We start from the raw sequence: 26365 nt of genomic DNA on the forward strand, positions 1-26365 counted from the left end.
TCTCCCCCCGAGGGCTATGGAGTGCCGGCGGAGCCGTCGGCCCCCGTGACACCCGCCCTGCGCAGTGCGGCTCGCCAGGCGAAGGCGACCGCCGCCTCGGCCAGGCCGAGCAGGACGAGCCAGAGCCCGAGCAGCCGGGTCAGCGCACGCGCCGACTCGGACGGCAGCGCCAGCACCACGATCCCCGCGACGATGCCGATCACCGCGACGCCGACGACGAAGCCCCGGTGGGGCAGGTCTCTGGCGGCGATGGCCGTGTGGAGGGTGAGGATGCCGGACACCAGCCAGACGACCCCGACGATCAGCGACAGTGCGGCGATGGTCTGCAGCGGGTTCCTCAGGCACAGCACCCCCGCCAGGACATACAGCAGGGCGAGGAGCAGCCGGGTCACTCGTTCGCCCGGCTCCTCGCGGGCGAAGGCCTCGACGAACCGGAAGGCCGCCATCACGAGCAGATACAGGCCGATCAGGACCGCGAGGACGTGCAGGGTCCCGTCCGGCCAGACCAGGATCAGGATGCCCGGCACGAGCGTGGCGATCGCCGAGCCGAGAATCCACGTCCAGGAGCGTCCGAGCGCCGCAAGCGCCTGCGCGGGGTCACCCGTCGGTCCGGGGGCCACCCCGCCCGGCAGGTGCTGCGCTCCGGTGCGCGGTGCCGGACCAGGCGACACGGTCATGGCTCCTCCTCGCGGGATCGGGCGGATCGTTCCCGGACCGCCGGCGGGGCGGCGTGCGGAGACCTCACCGGCCCAGCGTCCCGCCCTCCGCCGGCCGCCGGGTCACCCCCGGCGGGTGATCCGGGCACACCACCGGGGCGCTGAGGTGGGTGGGAACGGACATGCGCGCGACGATGCCCCGGACGACCAGCGGGCCGGCTGCTCCTCCCGGAGGTTGAACCATGACCGCACCGAGCGACTTCACGGCCTCCCTGTCCGCTGCCGGCAGAGCGGCGTACGGCAGGAACGCACGCAAGCGCGCCCCTCGTGCGCGCCAGGCACGAATCGGGACGGGACCGGACCGCGCCGACGCGATCGAGGTGATCGAGCGCCAATCGGCCACGCGCGTACCCGAGTTGGTCCCGATCCGGTACGGCCGCATGCTCGAATCCCCGTTCCGCTTCTATCGAGGCGCGGCAGCGATCATGGCGGCGGACCTCGGCCCCCTTCCGAACAGCGGGCTGACGGTCCAGCTCTGCGGAGACGCGCACCTGCTGAACTTCCGGCTGCTCGCCTCGCCCGAGCGCCGTCTCGTCTTCGACATCAACGACTTCGACGAGACGCTGCCCGGGCCGTTCGAGTGGGACGTCAAGCGGCTGGCGGCCAGCTTCGCGATCGCCGGCCGGGCCAACGGATTCTCGGTCGGGGAGCAGGACGAAGCGGTCCTGACCTGCGTACGAGCCTATCGGCAGCGCATCCGGGAGTTCGCCGGGATGCGCACTCTGGACATCTGGTACGCGCAGGACGACGCCGACCGGACGCGGGAGCTGATGGCGCATTCCATGAGCAAGCAGGCCCGGCGCCGTACCGCCGAGGCGACCGCGCGAGCCCGTACCCGCACCTACCTCCAGGCCGTCGGCAAACTCACCCGGATCACCGAGGAGGGCCGGCGGATCGCACCGGACCCGCCGCTGATCACCCCGCTCCAGGACCTGCTGACCGACCCCTCGGACGACGCGCAGGAGAAGGAACTCCATGGCCTCCTGGAGGACTACGCGCACACTCTGTCCTCCGAGCGCCGTCGCCTGCTGCGCCACTACCGCCTGGTCGACATGGCCCGGAAGGTGGTGGGCGTCGGAAGTGTCGGCACCCGGTGCTGGATCCTGCTCCTGCTCGGCCGGGACGACGACGATCCCTTGCTGCTGCAGGCCAAGGAGGCGCAGGAGTCGGTGCTCGCCGCCCACACGGGCGGTGCCCCCTACGACAACCAGGGCCGCCGTGTGGTGACCGGACAGCGGCTGATCCAGACGACCAGCGACATCTTCCTGGGCTGGACGCACGTCGTGGGCCTCGACGGGCACGGCCGCGACTTCTACGTACGGCAGCTGCGGGACTGGAAGGGCATCGCACGGCCGGACACCATGGACCCCGGTCTGCTGCGTCTGTTCGGGCAGTTGTGCGGGGCCAGTCTGGCCCGGGCCCACGCGCGCTCCGGCGACCCCATCGCCATCGCGGCCTACCTCGGCGGGAGCGACCGCTTCGACCGCGCACTCACCGTTTTCGCCCAGGCCTACGCCGACCGGAACGAGCACGACTTCGAGACGCTGGCCGCAGCGGCCCGCTCCGGGCGGGTGCGTGCGGAGAGCCGGTGAGGGTCACTCCGGCAGCTGGCGCATCTCGACGACCCGCAGCCCCAGCGACTGGCAGCGGGCCAGCAGGCCGTACAGCTGCGCCTCGTCGACGACGGGGCCGAACAGGACGGTCTGACCGGACATCACCACATGGTCCAGCTCCGGAAAAGCCTTGGCCAGCGTCTCCGACACATGTCCTTCGACGCGGATCTCGTAGCGCATGAACTGACCCCCGCGGAGGCCTGGGATGAGCGGAGTCCGTCTTCACCTGCGATCCTCCGCCTCGGCACGTCGCCCGCCCTCACCCGGTGCAGGTGAAGTGTCGCCCTTGCCGCGGCCGATCCACATCAGTGTGTCAGGTAGATCTTGAACGAGATGATCAGCAGGCCGAGCAGCAGATTCACCAGGGCGGTGACGCCCATGAGTCGCCTGGACGCACCGGACCGTCGTGCCGCGGCCACCGACCAGCCCACCTGCCCGGCCACGGCGACGGAGAGCGCCAGCCAGCCGGCACCAGGAAGATCGAGGCCGAGCACCGGGCTGACGGCGACAGCGGCGGCCGGCGGGAGGGCGGCGTCGACGATCGGCCACTCCTCCCGGCACACGTGCAGCACGGTGCGGCGGTCGAGCCGCTGCTGCGCCAGGCGCGCGCCGAAGAGCTGGGCGTGCACGTGCGCGATCCAGAACACCACTCCGGTGAGCAAGAGCAGCAGCACGAGTTCGAGGCGGGGAAAGCGGCCCAGCGTGCCGGCCCCGACGACCACGGAGGCGGCGAGCATCGAACCGTAGACGCCGCCGGTGTAATCGGCGCGCGCCCGGCGCTCGGCACGGCGCTGCGGGACGTGCCCGGTCCTGGACATCGCGGCCTCCTCAAGCCGGGGCAGCGGGCCACGCCCCTCCGCGTCGGCCGGCGTGGGGTCACAGCAGCCGCAGCGCGCGTGCCCGGCGCACCGCGTCGTTGCGCCGGTTCACCCCGAGTTTGCGGTAGACGCTCTTGAGGTGCGTCTTGACGGTGTTCACCGACAGGTACAGGTCGGCGGCGATGTCCTCGGTCGACATCATCTGGGCCAGCCGTTGCAGCACATCGCTCTCGCGTCCGCTGAGCTCCTCGACGACCTGCGCCGCCGACTGCGCCGCGGGCGGGGGCGGACCGGGGGTGAGCCAGCCTGCGCCAAGCCCTTGCAGGGGTTCGGTCACCAGGTGGGGCCGCAGCCAGGGTCCGGCTTCCAGGAAGGGACGCCGCAGCCGCTCGCGCCGGGCCTCGATGAGGGCGTGCCCGAGGAGCCTGCGTGCGCCGGCGGAGTCCCCCGTCATGTCGGCGGCCCGCGCTCGCACGAGCGTGGCGCGGACGGTCAGCGCGGGGCCGGCGCGGCCTTCGGGGTGGGCACCGTCGAGCAGGTCGACCGCCACGTCGGGTCTTCCCGCGGCGAGCTGGGCCTGAGCGGCCGCGACGGCGCACACCAGCTGGTCGTCGGGCGCCGTCTGCAGGATTCTCGCGGCGACTTCCGGCCGGCCTTCGGCCAGGTGTACGGCCGACGCCACGAGCGTGGTCTGGCCCTCCGCCCAGGGGGAGACGACAGCTGCCGGGACGTCCGGTTCCGCCGCTTCGAGCGCGGCCTGGGTGTGGCCGCGGGCCAGCAGCAGCCGCGCTCTGGCGATGGCCCGGCCCGTCTCCGTCACCGGGTCCCGCAGCGCGGGCGGCGAGTCGGCCGCGGCATCGAGGAGGGACTGGGCCTGCGCCAGGTCATCGCGGTCGACGGCCACGGCGGCCAGGACCACGCGATCGATGCCGGAGCCGGACGGCGGGTCCCGGCTGAGCCGGTCCGTCTCGCTCATCGCTGCCAGGGCCTTGCGTTCGGCTCTGCCGGGCCAGCCGTTCAGGTAGTCGATCAACGCCAGGTGGCCCAGGGACTCCTCGCGTGGGAGGGCCGTCGCCGCTCCGCCGGATCTCCCGGCCACCGTGGTCAGGGCGGCTCGTGCCTCCTCGAAGCGCCCGGCCCACAACCGCGCCGAGCCCAGATGGGTCTGCAGCAGAGCGATGAGCTCGGGATGCTTGTCCAGGAGGTGCGCGGGAACCTCCCGGCGCAGGTCCCCGGCCGCTGCCGCGGCCTCCTCCGCACAGGCCGGCGATCCGCTCAGCCGGGCGGCCAGGACTTCCAGCAGGGAACAGCTCAGCCGGGCCGCCGCGGCTCCGGGCGCGTCCTCGGCGAGGCCTTCCTCGGCTTGGTGCAGATGGGCCAGGCCGCGGTCGAGGTCGCTCCGGGACAGTTCACGGGCCGCGCGTACGAGGTTCGTCGCGGGGCTCTCGGCCTCGGGGCCCATCCGGGAGAACAGCTCCGCCAGCTCGGCGGAGCGCAGCCCCGTGAGGAGCTGGCCGATCGCGAGATCCTCGACCAGGGCACCGGCGGTGAACTCCCAGTCGCCGGCCGCGGCGCCGTGGGCGAGCATCTCCGAGAGGAACCCGGACTGTCGCAGCCAGCGTGCCGCCCGGCGGTGGAGTTCGGGTTCGAGACCGGGAGAACGCACGCGCAGGTGGGCACGGAGGATCTCCCCGAACAGCGGGTGGAGGCGGTACCAGGCGTGTCCGTCGTACTCGATGAACGCGTTCTCGCGGTGCAGCCCGGCCAGTAACGGCTCGGCATCGCCGCGTCCCGTCAGCGCGTTCGCCAGATCGGGGCAGATGCGCTCCAGGACGCTGACCCGCAACAGGAGGTCCTGTGTCTCGGCGGTCTGCCGCTTGAGCACCTCCGCCAGCAGGAAGTCGGCCACCGTGCTGCGGTCCGCTTCGAACTCCTTCAGGTAGAGCGCGGGGTCCGGGCTGTCCAGCGCGGCCAGGGCGCACAGGCGCAGGCCGGCGGCCCATCCCTGGGTGCGTGCCACGAGCGCGCTCACCGCGGTGGCGCCGAGGCGCAACCCGTGCCGGGCCAGCAGGGTCGCCGCTTCGTCGGGGGTGAAGGCGAGCTCCGCCCCCCGGATCTCCGTCATGGCCCCGGCGGCCCGGTAGCGGTGCAGCGGGAGCAGCGGTTCGGTACGGGAGACAAGGATCAGGTGCAGGCCCGCCCCGGCGTGGTGCAGGACGAATTCCAGTTGGTCGGCGATCTCGGGCGCGGACACACGGTCGTATTCGTCGAGTACGAGAACCACAGCGGGGTCGCAGCCGCTCAGATGGGTGGCGAGCCGCGCGAGCAGCATGTGGTCCACACGGTTCGTGTCCGAGGGTTTGCCCACCGACGGGGGCACCGGCGTGCCGGAGGCTTGCAGGGCCTGTATCAGGTACGCCCAGAACATTCCGGGACCCTGGTCCACCGCGTCGGTGGTGAGCCAGGCGACGGGCCGGTCCAGCCCTGCCGCCCAGTCGGCGGCCAGCAGGGTCTTGCCCGCCCCGGCGGCTCCGTTGACCACGGTCAACGGGGTCCGCAGCGCCTGGTCGAGGTGGCTGACCAACCTGTCCCTGCGCAGGAAGGTGGCCGGTCGCGCCGGTACGGCGAAGCTCGCGGGCAGGAACGGATCTCCCAGCGGATCGACACACGGGCTGGTCGGTCCCGCCCCCTGCTTCTCGGCGCCGGCCACGTCGCTCACCCCCACGGTCCCTCAGGGCATGGGCATCGCTCTTCTCCTCAGGATCCCAGCGTTTCTCCGCATGTGCGCGCCATCCTCCCCGGGCCCACGGCGCCGCAGCTCAGGGCCGGCACTCCGGCGACGGCGTCCACGCGGTCGTGCCGGACGAGCTCCAGCCGGCCCTGCCCTTCCTGGTCAGGGCCGTCTCGCGCACCGCGGTCGGCCGCGGCCGGTTGTCGTGGACCGCCCTCTCTGCCTGGGCTCCAGCAGTTGCCGGCCCGCATCACACTGCACATGCGGGGAGAGACGGGTCGCCCCGCGGTGGTCATGGCCGGTCGGCGACTCGGCTCGGCCGCGGTCCGCACCCAGCCGGTGCGGCTCGGCGCTCTGGCCCGCTGCGGGACGAGTCGGGTGGCGAGCGTATCGACGTCGGCCGCTACGTGCTCCCCGATCGTCACGGCCGGGGGTTTTCGCTGTGAGAAGGGCCGCGGCCGGGCCTGGCTCGCAGGTCCGGCCGCCGTTCATGTGCGCGCAGGGGCGGGCGGTGTCAGGCCGAGTCGCGTGCCATACGGCGCAACAGCAGCAGGCCGCAGATCACGAGGACCGCGCCGGCCGCTGCCGGCCACAACTGCGCGCCGGTCTCGGCGAGTCCGCCGCCGACGGTCTGCGGTTCGGTCTGGCCCGACGCCTGCTGTTCGGATCCGTCGTCGTTGGCCACCGGCTGCTGGGTCGCGTCTCCGATCTCCTCGTCCTGTCCTCCGCCGGCCTCGGCGGGGGCGGCAGCGTCGGACTGTTCCGGGGACGGCGTGGCGTACGCCTTGGGCTCGTCGGCGTCGGCCGGCGGGTTCGCGGCGCCGTTCTCCGGCTCGGTGCCCGGCTCTTCCGCCGGGGGCTGCTCGTTACCCGGGTCGCCGGGAGCGGCCCCGCCGTTGTCGCCGCCGGCCGGATCGTCGGCGCCCGGCGACGGCTTCTCGGGCTCATCCGCGGGCGGGGACGGCTGCTCGGGCTCATCCGCGGGCGGCGCCGGCTCCTCGGGATCGTCGGCGGGCGGGGACGGCTGCCCGGGCTCCTCACCCGAACCGTCACCGGCACCCGGGTCGGCTCCCGCACCGCACTGCCGGCCGCCGTTGATGCAGTCCACCATCTGCGTCATCAGGTCCTCGTCGAAGACGTTGATGAAGTCGCCGTGGTCCGTGACCGGCTTGTGCAGCTGCTCGGGGAAGGAGTCCACCGCGAACAGCGGCGTCGTACGGCCGCCGTCGTCCAGGCTGGGCGCGTCGACGTCGTAGACGATGCGCTGCACCAGCTGCGGGATGGCCTGGAAGCCGGACGGGCAGCTGCCGTCGGCCGCGGCGAACGCCACGTGCGTGCGGTGGTTGGCGCTGTCGATGTTCTGCCCGTCCCAGCAGCTCTGGAACTTGAACGTGCGCACGACATCGCTGCCCTGCGGGCAGAGCGGGTACTTGTCCTTCAGCTGCCGGTCCTCGAAGCCGGTGCAGCTCCATGAGGCGTTGGCGTTGGCGGTTCCGTTGACGAACGCCTTGGCGTCCCCGGTGATGACGCGCAGGAACCGCGGCATGGCCGTGACCTCGCTCTGCGGGCTGCCGACGAACGTCAGCGTGACCTGCTTGGGCGTGACGATCTCACCGGCGTTGCCCTCGATGCCGCCACCGGGAGCGTTCGCGTCCTGCTCCTGGACACCGTTCTGCAGACGCAGCACGGGCCAGTAGTACGTGGACTTGTCGCCCTGGTCCTCGCAGCTGGTGTCGGCGGCGGCCAGGTCGTCGTCGCTCGCAAAGGCGTCGTTGGCCTGGTTGCCGATGTAGTCGTGGAAGTGGTGCGCGCCGTTGGTGACGCCCGGGGCGACGATCACGTTGTCGGAGTTGAACAGGCCGTTCTCGTTGACGCCGCAGCTGGTGGTGAAGGTGCCGCGGGAGGCGTTCGCCTGGCGGGCCGGGCTCGGCACATCGGGCTGGACGGCGGTGATGTCCGCGTAGTCCCCGGCCACGGGGCCGTTGCCGGCCGGCTGGTCGCCCCCGCCCTGGTCCTCCTGCTGTTCCTGTTCCTGGCCCGCTTGGCCTTCGCCGTCTTCTGCTTCTGCCTGGTCCTGGCCGTTCTGGTCCCCGTTCTCGATCGGGGCCTCGGGGGCGCGCAGTTCGCAGGCCGCGAGCGTGTCGAGTCCGTCGGGGCGGTCCCCGGCGCCGTCGATGGACCGGGCGATGCGCTCGATCGTGGCGGCCCGGTCCTCCTGCAGCGGGTTCATGATCGCGCCGTCGACGGAGTCGCCGTCCTGCTGAGCGGCCTGGGCCTCCCTCAGACGCTGGTAGGCGTCGGCAATCTGCTGATCGAGGACGGCGAGTTCACGGTCGACGTCCGGCCGCGCCGGATCCGGCACCGTCGTCAGCCGGCTGCCCACGTCCGGGCAGTCGATCGTGGCGGCTCCGGAGGCGAGGACCTGATCGGTCCCGCTCTGCGTGGCGCCGTCCTCGGTCGCCGACGCGTAGACGTTCGCGGCTATCAGTCCCCCTCCACCCAGCATCAGCGCGACCGCCGCAAAGGTCGCGCGCCGCTTGCCCGTTGGACGTCTGCGCGAAGTGCGTGTCAAGGAAGTACTCCTACGCGTGTGGGTCTGCTCGGCATGGAATCCCCCCGCCCCATACGGAACGCGGCCCTCGCGTGTTCAAACCCCTCACGGATTCTTGGAAACTTCTCAGCCTGCCCAAGCGGCCCGCCGCCGCACGCGCGGCACCCGGGCCCCCGAGCGACGCCGAGCGCACCCGGCAAGCGGCCGCCGTCCTCCGGGAACTGGGCACGCCGCTGCTCATCCACCAGCCGTCGTACAGCATGGTCAACCGGTGGATCGAGACCGACGGGCTGCTTGACGCGGCACAGGAGGAGGGCTTCGGGGTCATCGGGTTCACGGCACTCGCCCAGGGACTGCTGACCGGCCGCTACCTCGACGGCGTTCCCGCCGACTCGCGCGCCGCGCAGGGCACGTCCTTCGACACCGGCTGGCTGTCCGAGGAGATGCCGCACAGGCTGCGGGCGCTGAACGACATCGCCGCCCGCCGCGGGCAGACCCTCGCCCGGATAGCTCTCGCGTGGGCGCTGCGCGACGGACGCGTCACCTCCCTCGTCATCGGCGCCTCACGGGCCGAACAGCTGGAACAGAACGTCGCCGCGCTGCAGAACCTCGACTTCAGCGGTGGGGAACTCGCCGAGATCGACAAGTACGCCGGTGACGGCGGCGTCGACCTGTGGCAGGACGCCCGGCTCGGAAGCCTGCGCTGAACCGGTGCGGGCACGCCGGGCGCTTGGCCGGATGTGCGATGCGCTTGCTGCGGGCCGGTGGGGGCTGGTCGCACAGTTCCTCGCGCCCCCTTCGGGGCGCTGCACACGGCGATCCACTTCACCCGGGCCGGTGCGGGCCCCGGCAGCCTGCTCGCCCCGGGCATCCGCACCTCTCGGGCCGGTGACGACGGCCGGCTCCCGGTGATGCGGGCCGGGCCGCGAGTACGGCGCCTGGCTCGTCCCCGACCTCACAGGGCAATGCATCTGGCCCGCCCGGCAGATGGCGCCCGCCGCGGCGACGGTCGAGGACGCCGAGACCGTGTTCGTGCACTGCGAGCGGGAGCCCTCAGCCGGCTGCCCCGGTCAGGGGCCGGTGCGTCGGATGCGCCACACGTTGTCGTCCCGGTGGCCTTCGATGCCGTCGGGAGAGACACTCGGCCTGCGGACCGTCTCCCGGGTCTCGACGGTCCAGCTCCCCTCGGGCAGAGGGAGTTGGGCGAGCACGCCGTCGAGTGTGGGGAACTCCGCGTCGAAGGGCGGTTCGGTCTGCCACGACGGCCAGGCGGCGTGCAGCACGAGCAGCAAGGTGCCGTCGGCGGCGACCGCTTCGGCGGCCCGCCGCAGCACCCCCTCCTGGTCGAGTCCCACCGGGGACTGCAGATAGTGCGCGCTCACCAGGTCGAAGCGTCCCTCCGGGAAGGTGTCGCCCAGTTCGTGCCGTTCCCAGACGACCCGGTCGCCGACACCGGCCGCGACGGCGTGCCCGGCGGCGCGTTCGAGGGCGGTGGCGGAGATGTCGACGCCGGTGACGCGCCAGCCGCGCGACGCCAGCCACACGGCGTCCCCGCCCTCACCGCACCCCAGATCGAGGGCGGTTCCCGGGCGTAGGTCCGCCGCCTCACGGACCAGCAGTTCGTTCGGGCGCCCGCTCCACACTCGGGTGCTGTCGCGGTAGCGGGCCTCCCAGAACGCGGCGGGCTCCGTGGCGGGGATGTCGGTCATGGTGCCTCCGTAAGGTGCTGAGCGATCCAGGAGTGCAGCCTGCGCCTGAGCGGCATCCGCCGCAAAGCTTCTTTGCCGGTTCCGCAAAACGGGGTCGGCGTCGGGCGGCGTCCCGCGCAGAACAGTCCCCGCATTGGTATGGACCTGACAGCGCCGTGTGGCTAAGCTCTGCTCAACCCCGATGAGAGCGCTCTCAGTTGCGGTTGTTCCACCCCCACCTAGTTGGAACGACGAAGGGCAACTTCCATGAGACGCACCAGACTCATGCCTGCCGGCCTGGCCGCTTTCCTGATGCTGGGCAGCTGGGCCGCCGCCGGAACACTGCCGGCCTCCGCGAGCGACTCCCCCGGCGCACCGCCCGCCTCGGCGGGCCTGCTGCAGGCGATGCAGCGGGACTTCGGGCTGTCGAAGGACCAGGCCGAAGCGCGACTGGAGGCCGAGCGGACCGCCACGGAGCTGGAGGCCGAGGCACGCCGGGCCGCCGGAGCCGCGTACGGCGGGTCATGGTTCGACGCCGAGAGCGAGCGACTGACCGTGGCCGTCACTTCGGACGCGGCCCCCGCGACCGTACGCGCCGTCGAGGCGACCGGCGCCACCGTCCGCAGCGTCGAGCGCAGTGCGCGGCAGCTCGACGCCGCGAAGGCACGCATCGACCGGCTGTCCGCACCGTCGGGCGTGAGCAGTTGGCACGTGGATCCGGCCGGCAACGCCGTCGTGGTGAACGTGGTCGGCGACGAACGCGCTGACAACGATGTCCAGCGGTTCCTCACCCAGGCCCGCAAGACCGGCCCGGTCACCGTGCGGACCGTCCCGGACGCGCCCGAGACCTTCGTGGCCGGCACCGTCGGCGGCGACCCCTACTACACCGGCAACGTCCGCTGCTCCATCGGCTTCTCCGTCCACGGCGGCTTCATCACTGCCGGGCACTGCGGTGGGGCCGGGGCCGGGGTGCGCGGCTGGGACGGCTCGTACATAGGCAACTTCCAGGGGTCCTCGTTCCCGGACAACGACTACGCCTGGGTCAACGTCGGCAGCGGGTGGTGGACGGTGCCCGTGGTCCTCGGCTGGGGCACGGTCCCCGACCAGTTGGTGCGCGGCTCGGCCGTGGCGCCCGTCGGCAGCTCCGTCTGCCGCTCCGGCTCCACCACACGCTGGCACTGCGGCACCGTGCTGGCCATGAACGAGACCGTCAACTACAGCGAGGGCGCGGTGCACCAGATGACCAAGACCAGCGTCTGCGCCGAACCCGGCGACTCCGGCGGCTCCTTCATCAGCGGTGACCAGGCACAGGGCGTCACCTCCGGCGGCTGGGGCAACTGCTCCGGCGGCGGGGAGACCTGGTTCCAGCCCGTGAACGAGATCCTGGGCCGCTACGGGCTGACCCTGCACACCGCTTGATCAGCAGGACGGCACAAGGCCGATCCGCACGACGACACAGGGTTGACCGCACGACGACACAAGGTTGACCGCACGACGACACAAGGCTCCGCCGGGCTGCCCGGCGGAGCCTTCCCCGTCCTGACGGTTGTCAGGTGCCGCGGGTGCGCTGACGGACCCCAAGGTCGCGAACGCCTCGTCCGACGTGCTCGCGGTCCGCTCGCAGTACTGGCTGGCCGCCGTGTGCCAGCAGCGGGGCCAGACCGGGCCCGACCCGGCCGTCGGCACGGACAGCCGGCGGACCGCGGTCCAGGAGTTCGCCGGCAGTGACGTCGCCTGGGTCAACAACCTGTATCTGCGGGGCGAGCCGGGCGACCGGCTCGCCCCGCGGTCTGCCAAGAGCAGCCCTCGCCAACCCCAAATGCGGGTCCGGGCTCGCCCATGATTGCGTCACGTCCGGCCATGATTCGGCAACGCGAGGCGTCGGCCCCCGATCCGCACATACGTTCTGCGACGTGAACACTCCCTACAGATCCGTCGGCTCCGTCGGCGTCCAGCCGCCCGCCACGACGCCCGCCCGACGTAACCTCCTGCGCGCCGGGCTGACCGGGGCCGCGGTCCTCGGTGCCGTGTCCGCCGGCGCCTCCACCGCGTCCGCGACCACACCCGCCCCGAGCACGCGAACCCGGCCCAGTACCCCCGAACAGGCCCTGCGTGAACTCGCCGCGGGGAATGCGCGCTGGCGCACCTTCCGTGAACGGCACCCGGACGAGACGCCCGACGTGCGGCAGTCGCTGACGTCGGGTCAGCATCCCTTCGCGGTCGTGCTCGGCTGCATCGACTCCCGGGTGCCGCCGGAGCTGGTCTTCGACCAGGGTCTGGGCGACCTGATGACCGTACGGACGGCCGGAGAGGTACTGGACGAGGCGGTGCTCGGCAGCATCGCGTACGGAGTGCTCGAACTCGGCATCCCGCTCGTGATGGTGCTCGGGCACCAGTCGTGCGGTGCCGTCAAGGCAGCCGTCGAGGCGGACGGGTCCGGGAAGCTGCTGCCCGCCCATATCCAGTACCTGGCCGACCAGATAGACCCGGCCATCGATCACACCGTGGAGGGCGACGCCCGCATCGACGCGACGATCGACGCGAATGTACGGCTCGTCCGTGCGCGGCTCGCCGCGGAACCCGACCTCGCGGCGAAGGTCTCCGGCGGTCAACTGGCCATCGTGGGCGCCCGCTACGAGCTGACCAGCCAGCGCGTCCACCGCGTCGTGTGAACGGTCCGGCGTGGCGCGTGGACCGGACGGTTGGCACGCCACGCCGCTTCAGCTCACGCGGCGGTCGTTCTCGGGGTGCACGCGCGCGTGGCGGTCAAGGATCGCGGGAGGGCCGGGCAGGTGTGCGTCGGCCGCGGCGGGCACGTCGGACGCCGTGGCGGACAGCGCCGCCCGCCGTGCAGGAGCAGCGCAGTGGCCGCGGAGCGAGCCCTGCCGTCCGGATCCGTCAGCCGCGAGCCGCGAGCCGCGGAGAGGTGCCTCAGGGGACCGGGCCGACCCCGCCCTTGAGGCGTTCCAGGTCGGAGGGGCGGACCTGGATGACCAGGAGGGCGATCAACGCTGCGATACCGGTGAAGATCGCGGCCATGATGAAGGCGGCGGAGACACCGGAGGTGAGGACCTCGTCGGCCCATGGGGCGGGGAGCAGGCCGGTGCGTTCGAAGCGCAGCCGCTCGGCGGGGGTCGCCTGGGAGAGGAAGTCCGGGATCTGCTGGTCGGCCTCGTTGTTGCTGGCCGTGCCGTACATCGTGACCAGGATGGACAGTCCGAGCGAGCCGCCGACCTGCTGGGTGGCGTTGAGCAGGCCGGAGGCGGCACCGGTCTCGTGGACGGGCACATTGGACAGGGCCATCAGGGTCAGGGACACGAACTCCATGCCCATGCCGAGGCTGAAGACGAGGATCGGGCCCAGGATGCTGCCCGCGTAGGTGGAGTGGACGTCGGTGAGGGTCAGCCAGGCCAGTCCCGCCGCGGCCAGGACGGCCCCCGTCACCATGAACGGCTTCGGCCCGTATTTCGGCAGGAGTTGGGAGGCGAGGCCCGCGCCGACGGCGATGACCGCGCTCACCGGCAGGAAGGCCAGGCCGGTCAGCAGCGGGCTGAAGTCCAGCACGTTCTGGACGAAGAGCGTGAGGAAGAAGAACATGCCGAAGATCGCGGCAGCCAGGCTCAGCATCATCCCGTAGGTGCCCGCGCGGTTGCGGTCCGCGAACATGCGCAGGGGCGTGATGGGCTGCTTGGAGTGGCGTTCGACGAGGACGAACAGCAGCAGGACCACCACAGCCGCGCCGAACGAGGCCAGGGTGAGTGCGTCCAGCCAGCCGTCCTGGGCGGCCCGGATGAACCCGTACACCAGCAGCACCATGCCGACGGTCGAGGTGAGCGCGCCGGTCAGGTCGAAGCGGCCCGGATGTCGCTCGGACTCGCGGATCCAGCGCGGGGTGGCGAGCGCGATGAGCAGCCCGATCGGCACATTGACGAACAGCACCCAGCGCCAGTTGAGCCACTCCACCAGCATCCCGCCGGCCAGCAGGCCGATCGCCCCGCCGCCCGCGGAGACCGCGGCGAAGACACCGAACGCCCGGTTTCGTTCAGGGCCTTCGCGGAACGTCGTGCTGATCAGGGCGAGCGAGGTGGGGGAGGCGATGGCGCCGCCGACACCCTGCAGGGCGCGCGCGGCGAGGAGTTGGCCGGAATTCTGCGACAGTCCCCCCAGCAGCGAGGCGAGGACGAAGAGCAGCACGCCGAAGACGAACACGCGCCGTCTGCCGAGGATGTCACCGGCCCGCCCGCCGAGCAGCAGCAGTCCGCCGAAGGTCAGCGTGTAGGCGTTGACCACCCAGGACAGGCTGGTGGTGGAGAAGTCGAGGTCCCGCTGGATCTCCGGCAGCGCGATGTTCACGATGGTGATGTCGAGCACCACCATCAACTGGCAGGAGGCGATGACCAGAAGCGCCATCGCACTGCCCCGGCCACCGCCCTCTTGCTCCTGCTGAGTGGTGGTCCGTGCTGAGGGTGCGGGCTGCGGGCTGGTCATGACGGGGTGGCGGGGTGGCGACGTGGCGAGCCAGTGGTCGGTTCAGGCCACCATTCGACCGTACGCCGCCGCCCGGCGGACCACCACTCGATCACCTGCCGGTGCCAGGACCGGTGTCATCCGACTCGGTGTCAACCGACTCGGTGTCGCAGGCGTGCGGCCAGCGCGGCGACGTCGTCGTCCGCCGCGTCGGCGCCCAGGCGGTCGAGGACCTCGTCGAGAAGGTGGGAGACGTCGAGGCCGGGCTGCACATGAAGGCGGGCCAGCCGGGCCAGGGAGGCGTCGATGTCCTCGCCGCGGCGCTCGACGAGACCGTCGGTGAACATCAGCAGGGTGTCGTCGGGGGTGAGCGGCACGGTGGCCGAGTCGTAGTCGGAGAAGCCGGTGCCGAGAGGCGGGCCGACGGACAGGCCGATCAGCTCTCCGGTGCCGTCCCGGTGGAAGACGGCAGGCGGCAGATGGCCCGCGCTGGAGAAGGCGACGGTCCCGCGCGCGGGGTCCAGGAGGGCGAGCAGACAGGTCGCGGGCCTGCGGTTGCCGTCCTCGGACATCGAGGTGTCCATCTGGCGCAGGATCCGGTGCGGCGGCAGGTCGGTGGAGGCGACGTAGCGCAGCATCGACCGGTAGGCGTTCATGTCGACGGCCGCGTCCAGGCCGTGGCCCATGACGTCGCCGATGACGAGGAGCGTGCGGCCGTAGTGCAGGCGCACGGTCTCGTACCAGTCGCCGCCCACGAGGGCGCCGCTGCCGAGGGGGAGGTAGCGGGTGGCCACGTCCAGGTTCGGGTGCGGCTGGCTGGGCGCGAGAAGCAGGACCTCCTGCAGGTCGAGCACCGTCTTGCGGGCCGCGTGGTGCTCGGCGGCGTGGTGGAGGTGAGCGGCGGCCAGGCGGGCGGCGTAGTGGGCCACGGCCGCTTCGTCGTCGGTGAAGACATGGTCGGTGCGGACGGCGAGGACCACCCCGAAGGCGCGGTCCCGGGCCAGGAGCGGAACGGACAGCGCGGCCAGCCGGTTGCCGCCCGCCCGGGTGAACGACGCGGTGAGCGGGCGGCCCTCGTCCAGGGCGCGGACCAGAACATCGCCGCGCGGAGTCCGGCGCAGGTCGTCCAGCAGATCGCCCCGGCCCGCCGCCGCCACGGGCCGCAGGGAACCCGGTGGGTCGTCCGGTTCCCGGTCCTGCGGGAACAGGTCGACGGCCACGGCGTCGCAGAGCACCTCGGCGAGAAAGGCGGCCAGTTCGGCGCCCGTCCTGCGTTCGTCGAGAGTCGTGCCGATGGCGGCCACGGCCCTTTCCGCGAGGGCGAATCGGTCGGCCGAGGCCGTTGCGGGTCGGACAGCCCGGTCGTCTTCCACCACATCCCTTTCCGACGTATTCATTCCAGTATCGATGGATGTGATCCGGCGATGGCGTCGCAGCGCGCGCCGACCGGTCCGGGAACCGGCTCCCGTTCCGCCCCGCGCGGACCAGGACGTCCGGTTCCCCTCGCCCAGGTGCGAACCGGGCGCGTCGTGGCGCATTCTTGCTGTGTCGCCCGAGTGGCAGCACACGGACGAGGTAGGGCCGATGACTCGGAGCGCCGAGGACACGCACCGGATGCCCGGACGGCTTGCCGCGCTGCTGGCCGACGCCTCGACGGAGGCGGTCGGCGCGGCCGGCGGTCGCGCCGGTGGTATCTATCTGCGCTCCAGCACACCCGGGCTGCTGCGCCTGGCGGTGCTCTGCGGCCTGCCCGGGCAGTTGTTCCGCCCGTGGTGGCGGATGCACGTCGACCGTCCGTTCCCCGTCGCCGACGCCTATCGGCTCGGCGTGCAGGTGGCCCTGCCGAACGCCACCGAGACGATGCGCCGCTACCCCCAGTTCGCGGCCGGGCTGCCGTTCCCGTTCGGCTCGCTGTACGTGCCCGTCGTGGCGGCGCCCGGATCGGCCGGATCGGCCGGGGTCTACGGCGTCCTGACCGTCCTGCGCCCCGCTGCCCCGGAAGCCACCGAACTGCTGCCCGTCCGCGATCGCCTGGCCCGGCTCGCCGAGGAGCTGGGGGCGGACCTGCGGGGTCTGGAGGCCGGGGCCCTCCCGCCGGTCGCCTGGGACGGTGAGCCGCTGTGCGTCCAGCCGCCGAGCGCGCTCCCGGCCGCGGGGCGCATCGCCCGGTTCGCCTGGGATCCGGCGACCGGGGCCGTGACGGCGGACGAGCGACTGCACGCCCTGCTGCGCGGGCCGTACGACGCGCCGTCCGTGCGGGACCTCGCCGACGCGGTGGCCACACCGGCCGACGCACCCCGCGTCCTGGCCGCGCTGCGGGAGACGGCCGCCGGCAAGCCTCCGTCGCTGCCGCTGTACGTGCGGGCCGAGGACGGGGCGCTGCGACTCGTGGAGCTGTGGACGGCGTACGACACACCGCCGGCCGGGCCCCCGGACCCGTACCGGGTGAGAGGCGTGGTGCTGGATCCGGATCCCGGTGCCGGGGCGGACACGGCCGCCGACCTCCTGCCGGACGGCGTGTTCTGCCTGGACCGGCTGGGGCTGGTGGTGTACGTCAATCCGCGGGCGGCGCGGCTGCTGCGCCGGTCGCGGGACGAACTGCTGGGCCGTTCGCTGTGGGAGACCGTGCCCTGGCTGAACCAGCCGGCCTGCGAGGACCATCTGCGCAGCGCCCTGCTGGCACCGGATCCGGTGCACTGCCACGTCCGCCGGCCCGCGGACGGCGGCGGGGAGTACGAGGGCGACTGGCTCGCCCTGTCCGTGTACCCGGGCGCGGATCATCTGACCTGCACGCTCCAGCCGGCCGGGCGGATCACCGACTCACCGGCCGAGCGGGCGCCGGCGTCCGGCAGCCCCTCCATGGCTCCGCTGTACCGGCCCATCGTCCTCGCCATCGCGCTGACGGAGGCGGTCACCGCCCGTCAGGTGTCCGCGGTGGTCATGCGGGAGCTGCTGCCCGCGTTCGGCGGCCGACGGCTCGCCATCTACCTGCTGCAGGAGCGGCACCTGTATCTGGCGTGGGAGAGCGGCTTCCCACCGGGGTTCCTGGCCCCGTACGACGGAGTCAGCCTGGACACCCGCCTGCCCGGTGTGGAGACGCTGACCTCGGGCCGGCCGCTGTTCTTCGACTCGATGCAGGATCTGGCCGCCGCGTACCCGGGCATCGCACTCGACGCCACGAAAGGGGCCCGCGCCTTCCTGCCGTTGATCGCCTCCGGCCGCCCCGTCGGCTCCTGCATCCTCGGCTTCGACCGTCCCCGCAGCTTCAGCTCCGAGGAACGGACGGTGCTGACCGCGCTCGCCGGGCTGATCGCGCACGCCCTGGAGAAGGCCCAGCGCTACGAGAGCGAGGCGGCCCTGGCCCGCGGACTGCAGCAGGCCCTCCTGCCCCGGCGCCTGTCGTCGCATCCGCGGGTGGAGACGGCGGGACGCTATCTGCCGGGTACGCAGGGCATGGAGGTGGGCGGGGACTGGTACGACGTCGTGGAGGCCGGTGACGGGCTCGCCCTGGTCATCGGGGACGTCCAGGGGCACGGGGTGCAGGCGGCGGCCACGATGGGGCAACTGCGCAGCGCCGTGCGGGCGTTCGCGCTCGGCGGGCGTCCGCCGGACGAGGTCATGAGCGGCGTCAACCGGTTGCTGATCGACCTCGATCCGGGACAGTTCGCGAGTTGCTGCTACATCCGGCTGGACCCGGCGACCGGTGCCGCCCGTGCGGCCCGCGCGGGACACCCGCCGCCGCTGCTGCGCGACCCGGACGGCAGCACGCACGTCCTGCACCTGCCCGGCGGTGTCGTGCTCGGCGTCGACCCGCACGCCGACTACCCGGTGACGGAGCTGCGGCTGGAGCCGGGCGCCGTGCTCGCGCTCTACACGGACGGCCTGGTCGAACGGCCCGGCGCCGACATCGACGACGGCATCACGGAACTCCGGGTGGCCCTCGCCGAGTCGGGCACACCGACCAGCCGCCCCCTGACGGGCATCGCCGACCGACTCACCGCCCGAGCCCGCCACACCCACAACCGCCCCGACGACATCGCACTACTCCTCGCCACCCGCCGACCCACACACCCACACCCATGACCCGCACCACACAACAGCCCATCACCCCCACCGCCTCACCCACGCCACACAACCGACCACCGACACGCACCCACTCACCACCCCAGCCCACCACGCCCACGACCACCCCGCCGACACCGCCTACTCCTCACCACCCGCCGACCCACGCACGTAACCGCACCACGGAACTCCGGATCACCCCCGCCACGCCACGCACGCCGACCGGCTCACCACCCGAGCCCGCCACATCCGCGACCGACCGGGCGACATCGGACTGCCCCTGGCCACACGTCGGCCCGGGCGTCCACGCCCGTGACCGCGCTGCGGGACCGTCACGCTGTGTGACGGCCCTCGCCTCCTGGGGTCCCGCAGTGTAGACATGGGCGCATGGTCCGGCATGGGGGTCGATCCGAGGTGGGGAAGACCCGTCGCCCCAGTGGTCCGCGCGCCCCGCGCGCGCCGGGCCGTGCGCGTGCGGCGCACCAGCGACGGAAGCCGTCCGCGGCGCTGCGGTCGGCGCTGAGCGGGCGCAGCGTCGCCGGGCAGGTGTTCGTCCTGCAGGTCGTCATCGTGCTGCTGCTGGTCGTGGCCGCCGTGGTGGCGCTGGTGCTGCAGGTGCGGCACGACAGCACGATCGAGGCCCGCAACCGCTCGGTCGCCGTCGCCGAGGCGTTCGCGAACGCGCCGGGCACCCGCGAGGCGCTGGACGACCCCGATCCCACGGACGTGCTGCAACCCCGGGCCGAGGCGGCCCGCGAGGCGACCGGGGTCGACTTCATCGTCGTCATGAACACCGACGGGACCCGCTACACCCACCCCCTCCCCGACCGCATCGGCAGGAAGTTCGTCGGCACCCTCCAACCCGCGCTGGCCGGGGGCATCGTGACCGAGGAGATCGACGGCACGATCGGCCCCCTGGTCCAGGCCGTGGTACCGGTCAAGGCCGACGACGGGTCCGTCGTCGGGCTCGTGTCGGCGGGCATCACGACGGAGAACGTCGGCGGGACCGCGAACGATCAACTGCCGGTCATACTGGCCGCCGGGGCGGCGGGGCTCGCCCTCGCCACGGCGGGTACGGCGCTGGTCAGCAGACGGCTGCTGCGGCAGACCCACGGTCTGGGCCCGAACGAGATGACCCGCATGTACGAGCATCACGACGCGGTGCTGCACGCGGTCCGCGAGGGCGTGATGATCGTCGGCGACGAGGGACGGCTGCTGCTCGCCAACGACGAGGCGCACCGGCTCCTCGGCCTGCCCGAGGACGCCACGGGGCGGCAGGTGCGGGACCTCGGCCTCACTCCCGACACCGCCGACCTGCTGGCCTCCGGCCGGATCGCCACCGACGAAGTCCACCTGGTCGGGGACCGGTTGCTCGCGGTCAACCAGCGGCCCACCGACCTCCAGGGAGCGCCGGCGGGCAGCGTGGCCACACTCCGCGACTCGACCGAGCTGCGGGCTTTGTCCGGCCGGGCGGAGACGGCACGCGAACGGCTCAACATGCTGTACGACGCCGGGGTCGAGATCGGCACCAGCCTGGACGTGGCCCGTACCGCCGAGGAACTGGCGGAGTTGGCCGTCCCGCGGTTCGCGGACTTCGCCACCGTGGACCTGTTCGAGGCCGTGCTGAGCGGCGGCCAGCCGGACGCGGGCGCCGATGTGCTCCGTACGGCGGTCAGCGGGATCCGCAAGGACGCTCCGCTCTATCCGCTGGGCCAGCAGATCCGGTACGTGGCCTCGTCTCCCCAGGCCCGCGCCGTGCGCTCCGGACAGGCGGTCCTCGAACCGCAGCTGAGCCGGGCGCCGGGCTGGCGGGCCCAGGACCTGGAGCGGTCCGCGCAGGTCGTGGAGTACGGCATCCACTCGCTGATCGCGGTGCCGCTGCGTGCGGGCTCCCTCGTGCTGGGCCTGGTCACCTTCTGGCGGGCCGAGAAGCCGGAGCCCTTCGACGCGGACGAACTCGCCCTCGCCGAGGAGCTGGTGGCGCGGGCCGCCATGTCCATCGACAACGCCCGCCGCTATACGCGCGAGCACGGCATGGCGGTGACGCTGCAGCGCAGTCTGCTGCCCCGCAGCCTGCCCGAGCAGAACGCCCTGGAGGTCGCCTACCGGTATCTGCCCGCCCAGGCGGGCGTGGGCGGTGACTGGTTCGACGTACTGCCGCTGTCCGGCGCCCGGGTCGCCCTCGTCGTGGGCGACGTCGTCGGCCATGGACTGCATGCCGCGGCCACCATGGGACGGCTGCGCACGGCCGTGCACAACTTCTCCTCCCTCGACCTGCCGCCCGACGAACTCCTCTCCCTGCTGGACGAGTTGGTCGGCCGCATCGACCAGGACGAGACGGCGGACGGCAGCGCTCCGGTCACCGGCGCGACCTGCCTGTACGCGATCTACGACCCGGTCTCCCGCACCTGCACCGTCGCCCGCGCCGGGCACCCGCCACCGGCTCTCATCCACCCCGACGGCAGCGTCGAGTTCGCCGACGTCCCCGCCGGTCCCCCGCTCGGCCTCGGCGGTCTGCCGTTCGAGACGGTCGACCTCGAACTGCCCGAGGGCAGCCGGATCGTGCTGTACACGGACGGGCTCGTCGAGGACCGGGAGCGGGACATCGACGTCGGTCTGGAGCTGCTGCGTGCCGCACTGGAGCAGGCCGACGACTCACCCGAGGACACCTGCCGAGCCGTCCTGGACTCGCGGCTCACGGCCCGGTCGAGCGACGACATCGCCCTGATCGTGGCGCGCACCCAGGCGCTGGACGCCGGCCGGATCGCCGAGTGGCAGGTGCCGCCCGACCCGGCGGCCGTCGCGGACGTACGGGCTTCCGTCACCCGCCAGTTGGCCCGCTGGGGGCTTCAGGAGCTGACGTTCGCCACGGAGCTGATCCTGAGCGAGCTGGTGACCAACGCGATCCGGTACGGCGGTGACCCCATCCACGTCAGAATGGTGCGCGACCGCACCCTGATCTGCGAGGTCTTCGACAGCAGCAGCACCTCGCCGCATCTGCGGTACGCGGCCATGACGGACGAGGGCGGGCGGGGCCTGTTCCTCGTCGCGCAGCTCGCCGAGCGCTGGGGCACGCGCTACACGCCCGACGGCAAGGTCATCTGGGCGGAGCAGCCGCTGACGTGACACCGGCCTCCCCCGACCACCCCTTGGAGCACCCGTGAGGCACCCCACTCGCCGTGTCCTGCTCGCCGTGACCGGCGTGTCGGCCACCGGGATCCTCCTGCTCAACGTCCCGCACGCCGGCACCGTCCGCGCGCCCGGCCTCGACGACCCGGCGAAGAAGGAGATCGCCATGAAGCTCGTGTCGAGCGCGGAGAACTCCTCTCTCGACTGGAAGGCGCAGTACCAGTACATCGAGGACATCGGCGACGGCCGCGGCTACACCGCCGGGATCGTCGGCTTCTGCTCCGGTACCGGCGACATGCTCGGCGTGGTGGAGCTCTACGCCGACCGCCGTCCGGGCAATGTGCTCGCCGGGTACCTGCCCGCGCTGCGCGAGGTCGACGGCTCCGACTCGCACGAGGGTCTCGACCCGTACTACCCCCGGGACTGGCGCCGGGCGGCACAGGACCGCGCCTTCCGGCAGGCGCAGGACGACGAACGCGACCGGGGGTACTTCGATCCGGCCGTACGGCAGGGGAAGGCGGACGGACTGCGCGTGCTCGGCCAGTTCGCGTACTACGACGCCCTCGTCATGCACGGCAACGGATCCGACAGAGCCGGTTTCGGCAGTATCCGCAGGCGGGCCCTGCAGAGCGCACGGCCGCCGGCGCGGGGCGGGGACGAGGTGGCGTACCTGGACGCCTTCCTCGACGCCCGGGTGTGGGCGATGAAGCAGGAGAAGGCGCACAGAGACACCAGCCGGGTCGACACGGCCCAGCGCGTCTTCCTGCGTGAGGGCAACCTGGACCTCGATCCGCCGCTCAACTGGAAGGTGTACGGGGACAGTTACCACATCGGCTGAACACATTTGAACACATTTGAACACGCTGAGCACGCCCGCGCGGCTGCCGCACCGGACGCGGGGCGGCAGCTCGCAGGGGGCGCCGCCAGGCCCGTACCCCTCATAACGTAGCCTTATGAGCTCATAGAACGGACCCGCGTACCGACTTAGGGTTACCTTAGTTTAAGCTTCCCGTTCGAGATCGTCTGTCACCGCTCGAAGGGAACCTGATCATGCCCCGCCCCCTGCGGGTAGCCATCGTCGGAGCCGGCCCCGCCGGGATCTACGCCGCCGACGCACTGCTCAAGTCCGACGTGGCCGCCGAACCCGGTGTGTCCATCGACCTCTTCGAGCGCATGCCGGCCCCGTTCGGGCTGATCCGGTACGGCGTCGCCCCCGACCACCCCAGGATCAAGGGCATCATCACCGCCCTGCACCAGGTGCTGGACAAGCCGCAGATCCGTCTGTTCGGCAACGTGGACTACCCGACCGACATCAGCCTGGACGACCTGCGCGCGTTCTACGACGCCGTGATCTTCTCCACCGGCGCCACGGCCGACCGCGAGCTGTCGATCCCCGGTATCGAACTCGACGGCTCGTACGGCGCGGCGGACTTCGTCTCCTGGTACGACGGCCACCCGGACGTGCCGCGCACCTGGCCGCTCACCGCCAGGAAGGTCGCCGTCCTCGGCGTCGGCAACGTCGCGCTGGACGTGGCGCGCATCCTGGCCAAGACCGCGGACGAACTGCTGCCGACGGAGATCCCGCCGAACGTCTACGACGGCCTGAAGGCCAACGAGGCCGTGGAGGTCCATGTGTTCGGCCGCCGCGGCCCGGCGCAGGCGAAGTTCTCCCCGATGGAGCTGCGGGAGCTGGACCACTCCCCCACCATCGAGGTCATCGTCGATCCCGAGGACATCGACTACGACGAGGGCTCGATCGAGACCCGGCGCGGCAACAAGCAGGCCGACATGGTCGCCAAGACCCTGGAGAACTGGGCCATCCGCGACGTCGGCGACCGGCCGCACAAGCTGTTCCTGCACTTCTTCGAGTCGCCGTCGGAGATCCTCGGCGAGGACGGCGAGGTCGTCGGCCTGCGCACCGAGCGCACCGCCCTCGACGGCACCGGCAACGTCAAGGGCACCGGCGAGTTCAAGGACTGGGACGTCACGGCGGTCTACCGCGCCGTCGGCTACCTCTCCGACAAGCTCCCCAAGCTGCCCTGGGACCTGGAGTCGGGCACCGTCCCGGACGAGGGCGGCCGGGTCATCCAGGAGAGCGGCGAGCACCTGCAGTCGACGTATGTCACCGGCTGGATCCGGCGCGGTCCGGTGGGTCTGATCGGCCACACCAAGGGCGACGCCAACGAGACCGTGGCCAGCCTGCTGGACGACCACGCGAGCGGCCGTCTGCACACGCCGGCTTCGCCCGATCCGGACGCCGTGGACGCGTTCCTCGCCGAGCGGAACGTCCGGTTCACCACCTGGGAGGGCTGGTACAAGCTGGACGCCGCGGAGAAGGCCCTGGGCGAGCCGCAGGGCCGCGAGCGCGTGAAGATCGTCGAGCGTGAGGACATGCTGGGGGCCAGCGGCGCCTGACAGAGCGCGTGATCAAGGGGTCCGGGGGCTGTGCGACGCTGTCGGCGAATCGAGCCGACGGCCGGCGACTGCTGTCCGGGTCTCAGCGACAGGCCGTGCGTGCGGCCTGTCGCTGAGACCGAGCGCGCAGCCGGCTCCCGTCGCGCGGGATTCGTCGGCGGCGTCGCTGTGTTCCCGGGCCCCTTGGCGCAGCGGCCGTACGGACAGGCCGGTCAGCCGCCAGGCCACGAGCAGCGCGCCGACCGGCACCACCAGGCGCAGCAGACCGCCGGGGACGCCGCCGGGGCCGAACGTCTCCAGCAGGACGACCGCACCGACGCCGATCAGCCAGGCCCCCACGGTCAGCAGCGAGAGCGCGACCGCCACCGGCACCCCGCCCATCCCCCAGGCGCCGAGATCCACATCCCGGTCGAAGCAGCCGGGTTCGGCGACGCCCGCGACGACCAGCAGCCAGAAGCCGGCGACCACCACGAGGGCTGCCGTGAACAAGAGGGTGGGAATGCCGGTGGCGGCCATGAGAATCGTCCGCATCCGCCGGCCCCCGCTCCTGTGTCGCGGGGGCACGGCTCCCCTCCGGGCTCCGGTGCGGGCACCTGTCGGCCCCTGACACCGGAGCCGATCCGTCGTGCTCCCCACGCCCATCCTGAACGCCGGGAGCACAACGGCGCATTGCCGGCTCCCGGCAACGTTCCTCGGGGTCTGCATGCCGGTGACCGTCAAAATGCCGTCTTCTACGTGCCGATGAGCCGCCGTGCGCCTGGTGGACCCGGCCGGGGTCGACCGCCCGTCATGGTCCGCTCCGTCGCCGGCCGGGGCGGCGAACAGGTCCCGCCCCAAGCGGATGGTGGGCAGGCCCTGTTCGCCGGGAGTCATTGTCATGGCCGGGCCGGGTCCGGACCATGAGTGAAGGGCCGTCGGCCGAAGCGCGTCGATCACACCCCGTGTGCGTGCCGCGTCTCCCGTGCGCCCACGCGGGTCCGGGACCCCCGCGTGTTCCGGCGCGACCTGCGGCGACGATACTGGCAGATGTACGTTCACCCCGCATACAGATGGACTCATGACGATTTCCCCCACCGTCCACCCCACGATTCCGCCCACCGTGTGGCTCGGCCGTGGCCGCTACGCCGGCCCCGAGGCGGACGCAGTTGTCCGGCTCACGCTCCGGCGCCGCAAGGAGAACGGAGTCCTGGACGACTATCTAGAGGTCACCGAGGACGCCTCCGAGGGGATCTTCGAGGCCCGCTGGCAGGTCGCCGACGCCGTGACCGTACGGGCCCGGCTGACGTTCGCCCCCGAATCCGCGGGCGGACGGGAGTGGGTCCTGGTCGCTGAGGCGGACCAGCTGTGGGACCCCGGCTGGCCCTCGCCCGTCACCATGTTCTGGCCCGAGGCACCGGATTCCGCCTGGGACCACGAACCGGTCACCGGACTGCGCTTCCGGGACATCAACCGCCTGCCCGCGGACGACAAGGCCCTGCGGCGCGTCCTGCGCGACTCCGTGCGGGGCAGCTGGAGCCTCCACGTCGTCGTCCACGAGGCCATGACCCCCGACGAGCGCGGACTGCTGCCGCTGGCCCGGCTGCTGCCGCCGAGCCTGCGGCACTGCGTGGTCGAGCACCGCGCCGCTCCGCACCAGCTGCGCGCGGTCAACTGGGCCCTGCGCGAGTTCGGCGCGGAGGTGCCGCGCGGCGGTGCCCTGGTGCTGTCCAAGGCGCCGGCCCCCGACCGGGACGAGGCCCAGGACCTGACCGTACGCAGCGTCTTCCTGGACGGGTCGGAGCCGGCGGAACTCATCGGCACCCTGACGCGGTACGCCGTCTCCGCCAGACCGCTGCCGGACGGCGCCGAAACGGCCGTCACCGCGTTCCGGGAGGACTGGCGGCTGCTGACGCTCGAAGAGGAACTCGCCCGCGAGCGCAAGTTGGTGGCCATGTACGCCGAAGCACTCGACGCCATGACCAAGTCCCGGGATCTGTACCGGGAGGCGGCCGAGCGCGCCAACGAGGCACTGGCCGCGTACCGGGAGTCCTCCGCCGCCGCTCCCCGGGAACCCGTCGCGCCCGACGCGCACACCAGCTCTCCGCTCCAGCAGCTGACGCGCACGTTCGAACGCCTCAAGGGCACCGCCCGGACGCGGCGGCGTGACGAGGACGACGCCGGCTGAGCGGGATCGGC

Annotated in this window: 18 protein-coding genes and 1 pseudogene; 10 read left to right on the forward strand and 9 right to left on the reverse strand. The window is 72.3% G+C overall.

Annotated features, from left to right (window positions below):
* Window positions 1-14 precede the first annotated feature (14 nt).
* Window positions 15-677, reverse strand: a complete 663-nt coding sequence (locus tag GFH49_RS14805) for an HdeD family acid-resistance protein (protein ID WP_155056337.1) — start codon at window positions 675-677, stop codon at window positions 15-17.
* A gap of 221 nt (window positions 678-898) precedes the next feature.
* Here GFH49_RS14805 and GFH49_RS14810 point away from each other — a divergent pair, with 221 nt between their 5' ends.
* Complete coding sequence (locus GFH49_RS14810; protein WP_155056338.1) at window positions 899-2308, forward strand: DUF2252 domain-containing protein; 1410 nt, start codon at window positions 899-901, stop codon at window positions 2306-2308.
* A gap of 3 nt (window positions 2309-2311) precedes the next feature.
* On the opposite strand, the gene GFH49_RS14815 is transcribed toward GFH49_RS14810, so the two are convergent.
* The 4 genes from GFH49_RS14815 to GFH49_RS14830 form a co-directional block, all read right to left on the reverse strand.
* Window positions 2312-2509 (reverse strand): DUF8691 family protein, encoded by a 198-nt coding sequence (locus tag GFH49_RS14815; protein ID WP_155056339.1) that lies wholly within the window; start codon window positions 2507-2509, stop codon window positions 2312-2314.
* A 125-nt stretch (window positions 2510-2634) separates the two neighbouring features.
* Window positions 2635-3147 (reverse strand): hypothetical protein, encoded by a 513-nt coding sequence (locus tag GFH49_RS14820; protein WP_155056340.1) that lies wholly within the window; start codon window positions 3145-3147, stop codon window positions 2635-2637.
* 58 nt (window positions 3148-3205) lie between these two features.
* The gene (locus GFH49_RS14825) at window positions 3206-5866 is read right to left on the reverse strand and encodes a winged helix-turn-helix domain-containing protein (protein ID WP_230396300.1); all 2661 of its coding nucleotides are present in this window, start codon (window positions 5864-5866) and stop codon (window positions 3206-3208) included.
* 526 nt (window positions 5867-6392) lie between these two features.
* Window positions 6393-8384: a DUF1996 domain-containing protein gene (locus tag GFH49_RS14830; protein WP_155056398.1), complete on the reverse strand. Its 1992-nt coding sequence runs from the start codon at window positions 8382-8384 to the stop codon at window positions 6393-6395.
* 221 nt (window positions 8385-8605) lie between these two features.
* Here GFH49_RS14830 and GFH49_RS14835 point away from each other — a divergent pair.
* Window positions 8606-9136: pseudogene (locus GFH49_RS14835) on the forward strand (aldo/keto reductase); the annotation flags it as partial.
* 363 nt (window positions 9137-9499) lie between these two features.
* Here GFH49_RS14835 and GFH49_RS14840 read toward each other — a convergent pair.
* Window positions 9500-10138, reverse strand: coding sequence for a class I SAM-dependent methyltransferase (locus GFH49_RS14840; RefSeq protein WP_155056342.1), 639 nt, complete (start codon window positions 10136-10138; stop codon window positions 9500-9502).
* A 246-nt stretch (window positions 10139-10384) separates the two neighbouring features.
* On the opposite strand from GFH49_RS14840, the gene GFH49_RS14845 reads away from it, so the two are divergent.
* The 3 genes from GFH49_RS14845 to GFH49_RS14855 all read left to right on the forward strand — a co-directional run bounded on the left by GFH49_RS14845 (window position 10385) and on the right by GFH49_RS14855 (window position 12789).
* Entirely contained in the window at window positions 10385-11536 is a 1152-nt protein-coding gene (locus GFH49_RS14845; protein ID WP_155056343.1) for a S1 family peptidase, read from the forward strand.
* Window positions 11537-11663: 127 nt separating this feature from the next.
* On the forward strand, window positions 11664-11960 hold the full coding sequence (locus GFH49_RS14850) for a hypothetical protein (RefSeq protein WP_196217988.1): 297 nt from the start codon (window positions 11664-11666) through the stop codon (window positions 11958-11960).
* A gap of 70 nt (window positions 11961-12030) precedes the next feature.
* Entirely contained in the window at window positions 12031-12789 is a 759-nt protein-coding gene (locus GFH49_RS14855) for a carbonic anhydrase (RefSeq protein ID WP_155056344.1), read from the forward strand.
* 259 nt (window positions 12790-13048) lie between these two features.
* Here GFH49_RS14855 and GFH49_RS14860 read toward each other — a convergent pair whose 3' ends face one another.
* Window positions 13049-14527 carry an MFS transporter gene (locus tag GFH49_RS14860; protein ID WP_155056399.1) on the reverse strand — a complete coding sequence of 493 codons (1479 nt, stop codon included), beginning with the start codon at window positions 14525-14527 and terminating at the stop codon, window positions 13049-13051.
* Window positions 14528-14736: 209 nt separating this feature from the next.
* Complete coding sequence (locus tag GFH49_RS14865; protein WP_328288277.1) at window positions 14737-15888, reverse strand: PP2C family protein-serine/threonine phosphatase; 1152 nt, start codon at window positions 15886-15888, stop codon at window positions 14737-14739.
* A 280-nt stretch (window positions 15889-16168) separates the two neighbouring features.
* On the opposite strand from GFH49_RS14865, the gene GFH49_RS14870 reads away from it, so the two are divergent.
* From GFH49_RS14870 to GFH49_RS14885, 4 genes are all read left to right on the forward strand, one after another.
* The gene (locus GFH49_RS14870; protein WP_155056346.1) at window positions 16169-18667 is read left to right on the forward strand and encodes a SpoIIE family protein phosphatase; all 2499 of its coding nucleotides are present in this window, start codon (window positions 16169-16171) and stop codon (window positions 18665-18667) included.
* Window positions 18668-19033: 366 nt separating this feature from the next.
* Entirely contained in the window at window positions 19034-21772 is a 2739-nt protein-coding gene (locus GFH49_RS14875) for a SpoIIE family protein phosphatase (protein WP_155056347.1), read from the forward strand.
* 34 nt (window positions 21773-21806) lie between these two features.
* Complete coding sequence (locus GFH49_RS14880) at window positions 21807-22613, forward strand: chitosanase (protein ID WP_328288278.1); 807 nt, start codon at window positions 21807-21809, stop codon at window positions 22611-22613.
* A gap of 212 nt (window positions 22614-22825) precedes the next feature.
* Window positions 22826-24190, forward strand: coding sequence for an FAD-dependent oxidoreductase (locus GFH49_RS14885; RefSeq protein WP_155056348.1), 1365 nt, complete (start codon window positions 22826-22828; stop codon window positions 24188-24190).
* Between the two features lie 12 nt (window positions 24191-24202).
* On the opposite strand, the gene GFH49_RS14890 is transcribed toward GFH49_RS14885, so the two are convergent.
* Window positions 24203-24721 carry a hypothetical protein gene (locus GFH49_RS14890; protein WP_196217989.1) on the reverse strand — a complete coding sequence of 173 codons (519 nt, stop codon included), beginning with the start codon at window positions 24719-24721 and terminating at the stop codon, window positions 24203-24205.
* Window positions 24722-25247: 526 nt separating this feature from the next.
* Between GFH49_RS14890 and GFH49_RS14895 the strand changes: the two genes are divergently transcribed.
* On the forward strand, window positions 25248-26354 hold the full coding sequence (locus GFH49_RS14895; protein WP_155056349.1) for a hypothetical protein: 1107 nt from the start codon (window positions 25248-25250) through the stop codon (window positions 26352-26354).
* Window positions 26355-26365: the final 11 nt, after the last annotated feature.

This window comes from Streptomyces blattellae, assembly GCF_009709555.1.
Classification (GTDB): domain Bacteria; phylum Actinomycetota; class Actinomycetes; order Streptomycetales; family Streptomycetaceae; genus Streptomyces; species Streptomyces blattellae.